The 9,322-nt window shown below is 52.5% G+C and carries 8 protein-coding genes; 4 read left to right on the top strand and 4 right to left on the bottom strand.

From position 1 onward, the window contains the following. Positions 1-134: 134 nt before the first annotated feature. Positions 135-881, top strand: coding sequence for a hypothetical protein (locus B2067_RS13820; protein WP_301388832.1), 747 nt, complete (start codon positions 135-137; stop codon positions 879-881). Between the two features lie 8 nt (positions 882-889). Here B2067_RS13820 and B2067_RS13825 read toward each other — a convergent pair whose 3' ends face one another. Both B2067_RS13825 and msrB read right to left on the bottom strand, forming a co-directional pair. Continuing rightward, positions 890-1,372 carry a glutathione peroxidase gene (locus B2067_RS13825; protein WP_301388834.1) on the bottom strand — a complete coding sequence of 161 codons (483 nt, stop codon included), beginning with the start codon at positions 1,370-1,372 and terminating at the stop codon, positions 890-892. Between the two features lie 129 nt (positions 1,373-1,501). After that, positions 1,502-1,906 (bottom strand): peptide-methionine (R)-S-oxide reductase MsrB, encoded by a 405-nt coding sequence (msrB, locus tag B2067_RS13830; protein WP_301388835.1) that lies wholly within the window; start codon positions 1,904-1,906, stop codon positions 1,502-1,504. Between the two features lie 82 nt (positions 1,907-1,988). On the opposite strand from msrB, the gene B2067_RS13835 reads away from it, so the two are divergent. Both B2067_RS13835 and B2067_RS13840 read left to right on the top strand, forming a co-directional pair. Next, positions 1,989-3,203, top strand: a complete 1,215-nt coding sequence (locus tag B2067_RS13835) for a pyridoxal phosphate-dependent aminotransferase (protein WP_301388836.1) — start codon at positions 1,989-1,991, stop codon at positions 3,201-3,203. Between the two features lie 23 nt (positions 3,204-3,226). After that, positions 3,227-3,616: a hypothetical protein gene (locus B2067_RS13840; RefSeq protein ID WP_301388837.1), complete on the top strand. Its 390-nt coding sequence runs from the start codon at positions 3,227-3,229 to the stop codon at positions 3,614-3,616. A 27-nt stretch (positions 3,617-3,643) separates the two neighbouring features. Here the strand turns inward: B2067_RS13840 and pdxB are convergent, their stop codons facing one another. Continuing rightward, complete coding sequence (pdxB, locus tag B2067_RS13845) at positions 3,644-4,786, bottom strand: 4-phosphoerythronate dehydrogenase PdxB (protein WP_301388838.1); 1,143 nt, start codon at positions 4,784-4,786, stop codon at positions 3,644-3,646. A gap of 81 nt (positions 4,787-4,867) precedes the next feature. After that, positions 4,868-6,994, bottom strand: a complete 2,127-nt coding sequence (locus tag B2067_RS13850; protein WP_301388839.1) for a molybdopterin oxidoreductase family protein — start codon at positions 6,992-6,994, stop codon at positions 4,868-4,870. Positions 6,995-7,420: 426 nt separating this feature from the next. Here B2067_RS13850 and B2067_RS13855 point away from each other — a divergent pair. Then, positions 7,421-9,322: aconitase family protein (locus B2067_RS13855; protein ID WP_301388840.1), on the top strand; the 1,902-nt coding region annotated here is incomplete at its 3' end.

Raw genomic sequence — 9,322 nt, forward strand, 5'->3', positions numbered from 1 at the left:
TAGGCCTCTAGACGATGGGGACGTCTCAATCAAGGAGCGCGCATTCTATGTACGTTCGTAGGAAGCGTCAATACCTGTAAAGCAAAAAATTTGTCCTATACTGAGAAAACAGCCCTATTCCCAGGAAGCGTCCAATGGACAGTACAACGATGATCTCTGTCGCTATCGTCACCGGCATTATTGCCATCGCTGTGGTAACGGTAAAGAAGTGGCTTGATCAGTACCGACTTGAACAGATGCGCAAATCTGTTGAGCACATTGATTCCATCAACATGACCAGTAACGTGGGTAGCAGCCTGCGCCCATGGTTATCCATAGAAGCGCTACGCGCACTGGCCGAGCTGACGGATTTCCACGCACAACAGGTGAATACGAAGTTCATCGCCATGCCGCCACGCACCTCTAAAGCATTAGACCAGGCTGAAGAGTGGCGAAATAATGCGCCGCCGCCCTCTCCCTCTCCGCTCCCGACACAACCTAAGCAAGCAAAAGAATTGCGCGACTCACTGATGGACTACCTTGAACTGATAAAAAGTGGCCACAAAGAACACGTGATTCCCACAGAATCCGCACGAGAACGCATAAGAGAAGCGACCGTCCTGAATGCACGTATCTGCGCAAACACCTATCAGGCTCGTGCGAAACAGTCACTGGCGCAGAATGCACCGAACCAGGCGCTGCACTTTCTGAAGCGCGCCGAAAAAACCATACGGAATATAAAAGATCTGCCACAAGATCTGATGACAGAACTGGATGCTCTGGTCGAGGCCATTGATGAACTTGAGCAGCATAGAGCCACCACTGGCCCTACCCGACTGGCAGAAGGCGCTGAAGAACTGGCGGAAGCAGAAGAGTCCTGGAAGAAGAAAACCTTTGATTAACGCTGGGGTCAGGCTTCCAGCGCTTTAAGAATATCGGATTTCAGAGACTCTGGCGTCGTTGTCGGCGCGTAGCGGTCAATCACCTTTCCATCACGCCCCACCAGAAACTTAGTGAAGTTCCACTTAATCCCTTTTGTTCCCATAACGCCGGGCGCTGCGGCTTTTAATTCGTCGTAAATAGGCGCTGCATCGCTGCCATTCACATCGATTTTGCTGAACATCGGGAAGCTGACACCGTAGTTTTTCTGACAGAAAGCACCAATATCATCGGCACTGCCCGGCTCCTGCTTACCAAACTGATTACACGGAAAACCAAGAATGACCAGCCCCTTGTCTTTTAAGTCCTGATACAAGGTTTCCAGCCCATCGTATTGCGGCGTAAAGCCACATTTACTCGCGGTATTTACGATAAGAACAACTTTACCCGCGTATTCGCTAAGATCCTGATCTTTCCCGTTCAACAGGGGCATGGTGTAATCAAGAACCGACATCTGGCACTCCATCCGTTAATTTCAAAGCGTTTAAAGTAAACATCAGCCCTTGCAGCCGCAAGTGCCGAATGGGCCCAAACCTGTGTGCATTTGGCCCCTGGTGACTATTGGAAGACCATCATGTGATCATCAGCCGTTGTCGTCTTTCGCCTCAAACGTCAATGCGGCAGAGTTAATGCAATAACGCAGACCCGTCGGTGCCGGGCCATCGGTAAATACATGACCGAGGTGCGCATCACAGTGTTTGCAGACAACCTCAGTTCTTACCATAAAGTGACTCGTGTCGCTGCGCTCTTCTATATTCTCTTCATCTGCTGGCAGGCTGAAACTTGGCCAGCCACAACCTGAATCAAACTTATCCTGCGACAGAAAGAGCGGCTCACCACAACACACACAGTTGTAAGTACCCTCTTCCGAGAAATCGTAATACTGGCCAGTAAACGGTCTTTCTGTTCCTGCTTCCCGGGTAACCCGGTATGACTCAGCACTTAACTGTTGGCGCCACTCGTCTTCACTCTTGCTAATTTTTTTCATTCTTTGAACCACTTTCCGATAGAGCATCGTAAGAGTATGATTAATCACTTAAATTCAGTTCCGATACAGGCGGCAAAGTTCCATGGAAATCCTCAAATCCAACAAACTGGCAAACGTGTTCTACGACATACGCGGACCAGTGCTGGATGCCGCCAAGCGCATGGAAGAAGAAGGCCATCGGATTCTCAAACTGAACATCGGCAATCCGAAACCATTCGGGCTCGATGCGCCTGAGGAAATTATCCAGGACGTCATCTACAACTTGCCAGATTCTGAGGGTTATTGCGACTCCAAAGGTCTTTTCTCTGCACGAAAAGCCATCATGCAATACACCCAACAGAAGAAGATCCCTAACGTCGGCCTCGAAGACATCATCATCGGCAATGGCGTCAGCGAGCTGATCGTTATGTGTATGCAGGGTCTGCTCAATAATGGTGACGAGGTTCTGGTTCCTGCACCTGACTACCCACTCTGGACAGGCGCCGTCAGCCTGGCAGGTGGCAAAGCCGTTCACTATTTGTGCGACGAGCAGTCTGACTGGTACCCGGACCTTGACGATATTCGCAACAAGGTGACCGACCGCACCCGCGCAATGGTCATCATCAACCCGAACAACCCGACAGGTGCCGTATACCCGGATGAAATCCTGGAAGGCATGCTGCAGATTGCCCGCGAAAACAACCTGATTGTTTTCTCGGACGAGATCTACGACAAGATTCTGTTTGACGGGGTCACACACACCTCAACCGCATCACTTGCTGACGACCTGTTGATTATTACTTTTAATGGGCTGTCCAAGAACTACCGTCTGGCAGGCTTCCGCTCTGGCTGGATGATCATCAGCGGCGCCAAGCACAAAGCGCGGGATTATATTCAGGGTCTTGAGATGCTGGCGACGATGAGACTCTGCGCCAACGTGCCTTCCATGCATGCTATTCAGACCGCACTGGGTGGCTATCAGAGTATTTTTGATCTGGTCAATGGCGACGGCCGTATTGTTCAGCAGCGCGATATTGCGTACGAAATGCTGAATGACATTCCCGGCGTGAGCTGTGTTAAACCCAAAGGCGCTCTGTACTGCTTCCCGAAGGTCGACACCAAGAAATTCAACATACGCAACGACGAACGCATGGTTCTGGATTTACTTGAACAGCAGAAAATTCTGCTCGTGCATGGTACGGCCTTTAACTGGCCAGATCCGGATCACTTCCGCGTGGTATTCCTGCCAAGGCCAGAAGATCTGACCGCAGCGATGCAGCGTATGAAGCAATTCTTCGAAACCTATCAGCAGCTCTGATCCGACCAAAGGCCCGCACGCCAATGCTCGACGTTCATATTGATGATTTCTTTCGTGATGTTGCTGTCACCCTGCTCACAGGGTTACAGCAATTTCCGGCCCCAAGAACCCTCTTTGTAGAAGACGTGTGCGGGCCGGATGAGATGGACGAGTTCGGCCTTCACTCACCCCGCCACTTAGCAGCGCTGGGCGCAATTCAGTGGCTTCGCGACGAGGAATACGTCCGCTTCGGAATCGTTGACCGGCAGGAATCTGTCGATGATTTCGTACTGAGCAGCAAAGCATTCACCCGCCTACTGCGTCAGCCAAACGAAAGCGACGAACCATTGTTCCGTCGCCTCCACGGTGCCGTTCAAGAAAGTGATTCTGAATTAATACGCAGACTGCTTCGGGAAGAATTTCTCGAAGCATAACCCCAGCACAGGCCGGTTTATTTAACCTTAGCGTGAACGCACATCGAAGCCCGCGGCTTCAAGCGCATCCTGCAGATCGTGAGCGCGAGCAGGCACCCCAACCTTAAGATTGATGGTATCGCGGCGCAGCGGGTAATCCTTTCTCATGCGATCGAACGACTCACGCAGATTCTGGCTGTGGCGTATGACTGAACGCATCACGCCGTCATCAACCCGAATCTCATACGATGCCCGGATAGCTGTACGCAGCGCCTGATGCACAGGCACTTCGGCAGAAAAATCGACGCGCCGGATACCAGGCTCTGGCAAAAACTGCCCCAGCTTCAGACGTTCAGGCAGCCCAAAGAATTCGCACGCACCCTGATAGACCAGCTCCGTACCACGCATCTTGCCGTCGAGAGAATACCCAGCGATATGCGGTGTCGCCAACGCACAGAAATCCAGCAATTCGCGGTTCAGCTCTGGCTCGCCTTCCCAGACATCCAGCACAGCAACGAAATCCGGATTATCGTGAAGATGCTTCAGCAAGGCATCGTTATCGACAACAGCCCCACGGCAAGCGTTAATCAGGCAGGCATCTGTCATCATCTGCTGCAACTGAGCTTCACCGATAAGGTGCCAGGTCGGATGGTCACCGCCCTTCTCCATCGGTGTATGCAGACTGACAACATCACAACCAAGGACTTTATCGAGCGTCGTCAGCTCGCCGACGTCCTCTTCTTCTTTGAACGGGTCACAGGCGAGTACCGTCAGACCCATTTGCTCAAGACGCTGACGCAGAAGCAGGCCGACGTTACCGACACCAACAATGCCGACACTCAGATCACGAAAATCAATCCCGCGACTATCCACGACAACACTCAACGCGCTAAGCACGTAATCAACGACGGCCTGGGCGTTGCACCCCGGCGCACTGGCGAAGCCAATACCCGATTCGCTCAGGTAATCAAGATCAATATGATCAGTGCCGATCGTCGCCGTACCGACAAACTTGACCTTGCTGCCGCTAAGAAGTGCTTCATTCACCTGCGTCACCGAACGCACTAGTAGAAGATCGGCATCGGCGACATCGGCCGCCGTCATGGTTCTACCCGGAACCCGGATGATGTCTCCAAAGTCTCCGAAGAACTGATCAATTAAAGGGATATTTTCGTCGGCTACGATCCGCACTGGTGATAATCCTGATCTGACAAGAGAACGTCATTGTGGCAACTGACTGCCACAATGACAACGACTAGCAAGAGTTCAGCGTCATCGACTAACGGCAGCCACCGATACCGGCACTCCGTTCAGCGCTGCATTTCCGGTCAGTCCATCGAGGCGCGCATCATCGGTGAGCACGTTGGTATTCACCCCGCCAGCCTCTCGTGCGGTCTCCAAACGCACACCGTCGACGTTGTGGCCCCAACCATGCGGCAAGCTCACCACGCCGGGCATCACTTCCTCAGTAATCTCAGCTTCGGTCACCAGCTTTCCGACCCGTGAACTGATTTCCACAGTCCCGCCTTCGGCAATACCGAAACGCTCCGCATCCTCAGGATGAATCATCAGGCGATCACGTCTCGGCCCTTTAATCAGGCGGCGGCTGTTATGTAGCCAGCTATTGTTGCTGCGCACATGACGGCGTCCAATCAGCACAAGATCCTCGACGTTCTTGGCCAACAACTGTGGACGCACCCTCTCGAGTTCCTCCAGATACAGATCAGGCGCAAGATGTAGCTTTCTATCCCGGGTAAACAATCGTTCCGGCATGCATGGCCGCAACGGCCCAAGATCCATACCTGACGATGCGGCTTTCAGCTGTTTCAATGTCAGTTTATAGGGGCCGCGTTTGAGCATCGCATTCAGAATACCGGACGGCTTCATCCAGCCCATGATGCCCAGTACGAGACGGCCCTGGAGACGGGTTTTCAGGCTACCACGGCCCATTCGCTTCAACAGACCGTGAATAATCTGCCAGTCTTCCTTCGCACCTTTGTCCGGTGGGAATAAAGCTGGCGCGTATTTCGCGACGTTACGGACGGCGAAACTGTTAAAGATCAGATCGTAATGGTCACGCTCCAGCGGTCCGCAAGGCGGCAAAATCACGTGTGCATGGCGGGTCGTCTCATTGAGGTAATAATCAATCGACACCATAAACTCCAACGAATCCAGCGCCGTCACCAACTGAGTACTGTTGGGCGTCGAGACAACCGGATTCCCCGCCATCGTGACTAACGCCTTCACCTGCCCTTCGCCGGACGTCAGAATCTCTTCGGCAAGCACAGATACCGGTAGCTCTCCCCCAAATTCAGGCAGACCACGAACGCGGCTCTGGTAGCGATTGAAATTTCCGCGGCTGCCGCGTGCAGCCAGAATGGCTGGCAGATCCACCGCAGGATGAGACAGCATCAAGCCGCCTTCCCGGTCGAAATTACCACTTACGATGTTCAACACCATGATCAACCACTGACACAGCCCGCCGTACTGCTGAACTGATACCCCCATTCGGCCATAACAGCTGGCCGACTTCGCGCTCAGCCAGTCACCAGCCAGTTGGCGGATAGCTTCAGCACTGATACCCGTTCGGTCGGCGGCGTGTTCAGGCGTCATACCCGCACAGATGACGCTAAGATCGGCGGGAGCAACGTAGTCCGGCAATGCCGGTAACTGAGCAGACAGTTCATGCACCCAGACGTGGAGCACAGCCAGCAGCAGCTGAATGTCCTGACCAGGACGGATAAACCAGTGCTCATTAGCAACTCTGGCAGTTTCAGTTGCCCGCGGATCAATCACCAGAACACGACCTCCGCGCGCCTGAATCCCTTTAATCCGACCACGGAAATCCGGCACAGTCATCATGCTGCCATTGGATGCCAGAGGGTTGCCGCCGATGATGATCAGAAAATCCGTACGGTCAATATCAGCAACAGGCTGCAGCAATTGATGCCCCAGCATCTGCAGGCTCGCCATGTGATGCGGCAGCTGATCCACAGACGTTGCCGAGAACTTGTTCTTTGAGCCAATCGCCTTAAGCAGCATCGGGCCAAATAGCAGATTGCCGTAATTGTGAACATTGGGGTTGCCAAGATACGATGCCACCGCATCGCGACCGTGCTGATCGCGGATACGCATAAGCTCGCTGGCGGTATGATCCAGAGCCTCATTCCAGCTAACTTCATGCCACTCATCGCCCCTGCGGATCATAGGCAGGCGCAGACGGTCAGGGTCTTCATGAAGGTCTTGCAGCGCCGTGGCTTTGGGGCAGATGTAACCCTTACTGAACGGGTCATCCTTATCGCCTTTAATCGAAAGAATCTGGCCATCTTCATGCCTGACTTCAATGCCACAGGTCGCCTCACACAGGCTGCAGGTGCGTTTATGCGTCTGAATAGTCATTACTTTTTTCCTGGCTGCTGATCGCCGGATGAGACCGGGCTTATTGTTCTGATTGACTATACGCGTTGCTTACCGGTCCGGAGCAGGCCAATTGTGCCAAAGTGCAGGACGACAGAATTCAGAATCCACCAGGCCGGACGCCACAGGAAACTGTCGACGATCTGATAAATTGAAAAAATATTAGAGACCTCCATCATAAACACCATGAATAACGCATATCAGGGGTACAAATACGTCTGAGCCTAAATTTCCGGTATACTCCCGCACTACTAAAAAGAGGGTGAAACAAATACATAGTGACTTTCGTGGCTATGTAGCACTGTTCACCGGACATAACTGCATGGGCGTGGGCTTGCTGCCATCGTAGGACGCAAGTTAACTAAAGTGCAATGAAGTTGTTAACAAGGCTTTGAGAGAGGGTCGCAAATGAGTCTGTATTCAGAATACCTGAAAGAAATTGAGGTTCGTAAGAACGAGCTGGGGTTGAACCCTAAGCCGATCGATGGCGCGGAGCTGCTGTCTGAAATCATCGAACAGATCAAAGATGTGAATAATGAGCACCGCAAAGACTCATTGAACTTCTTCATCTACAACACACTTCCAGGTACGACTCCTGCGGCAGGCGTTAAAGCTGAATTCCTGAAAGAAATCATTCTGGGTCAGGCGTCTGTAGAAGAGATCAACCAGGAGTTCGCTTTCGAACTGCTGTCTCACATGAAAGGCGGCCCGTCTATCAAGGTTCTGCTGGACCTGGCTCTGGGCGACGACGCTGACATCGCAAACGCGGCTGCAGCTGTTCTGAAAACTCAGGTATTCCTGTACGAAGCAGACACCGAGCGCCTGGCTGCTGCTTACAAAGAAGGCAACGCCATCGCTAAAGAACTGCTGGAAAGCTACAGCAAAGCAGAATTCTTTACCGAACTGCCAGACGTTGACGAAGAAATCAAAGTGATCACCTACGTTGCTGCCGTGGGCGATATCTCTACCGACCTGCTGTCTCCGGGCAACCAGTCTCACTCACGTGCTGACCGCGAACTGCACGGTAAGTGCATGATCTCTCCTGAAGCTCAGGAAGAAATCACCAAGATGAAAGAAGCCAACCCAGACAAGCAAGTAATGCTGATCGCCGAAAAAGGCACCATGGGTGTTGGTTCTTCACGTATGTCTGGTGTGAACAACGTGGCACTGTGGGCTGGTAAGCCTTCAAGCCCTTACGTTCCATTCATCAACATCGCTCCAGTGGTTGCAGGTACCAACGGTATCGCACCTATCTTCCTGACTACTGTCGGCGTAACCGGTGGTATTGGTCTGGACCTGAAAAACTGGGTACAGAAGAAAGACGAAAACGGCAACGTTGTTCGCGACGAGAACGGCGATGCAGTACTGGAAGAAGTGTACTCTGTTAAGACCGGTACCGTTCTGACCATCAACACTAAGACCAAGAAACTGCTCGACAGCAACGGCAACGAACTGTCTGACGTATCTGACGCTTTCACTCCACAGAAAGTCGAGTTCATGAAAGCTGGCGGTTCTTATGCAGTCACCTTCGGTAAGCAGCTGCAGACCTTCGCTGCAGAAACTCTGGGCGTTGAAGCACCAGCGGTTTACGCGGCCTCTAAAGAAATCTCTCACGAAGGCCAGGGCCTGACCGCTGTTGAGAAGATCTTCAACCGTAACGCGGTTGGTGTTAACTCTGAGACTCCACTGCACGCTGGTTCTGACGTTCGCGTTAAAGTGAACATCGTAGGTTCTCAGGACACTACTGGTCCTATGACGACTCAGGAACTGGAAGCAATGGCTGCTTCTACCATCTCTCCAAGCGTTGATGGTGCGTTCCAGTCTGGCTGTCACACTGCCTCTGTATGGGACAACAAAGCTAAGGCCAACACGCCTAAGCTGATGGCGTTCATGAACGCGTTCGGCGTGATCACTGCACGTGATCCTAAGGGTGTTTACCCTGCAATGACCGACGTAATCCACAAAGTACTGAACGACATTACTGTTGACGATCGCGCGATCATCATCGGTGGTGACTCCCACACCCGTATGTCTAAAGGTGTCGCGTTCGGTGCTGACTCCGGTACTGTTGCGGTAGCACTGGCCACTGGTGAAGCAGCCATGCCAATCCCAGAGTCTGTGAAAGTTACCTTCAAAGGCAACATGAAGCCGCACATGGACTTCCGTGACATCGTACACGCGACTCAGGCACAGATGCTGAAGCAGTTCAACGGCGAAAACGTCTTCCAAGGCCGTGTCATCGAAGTACAGATCGGTACTCTGCTGGCTGACCAGGCCTTCACCTTCACCGACTGGACTGCAGAAATGAAA

The sequence above is a fragment of the Thalassolituus sp. UBA2590 genome, assembly GCF_002339775.1.
Taxonomy (GTDB): domain Bacteria; phylum Pseudomonadota; class Gammaproteobacteria; order Pseudomonadales; family Oceanobacteraceae; genus Thalassolituus.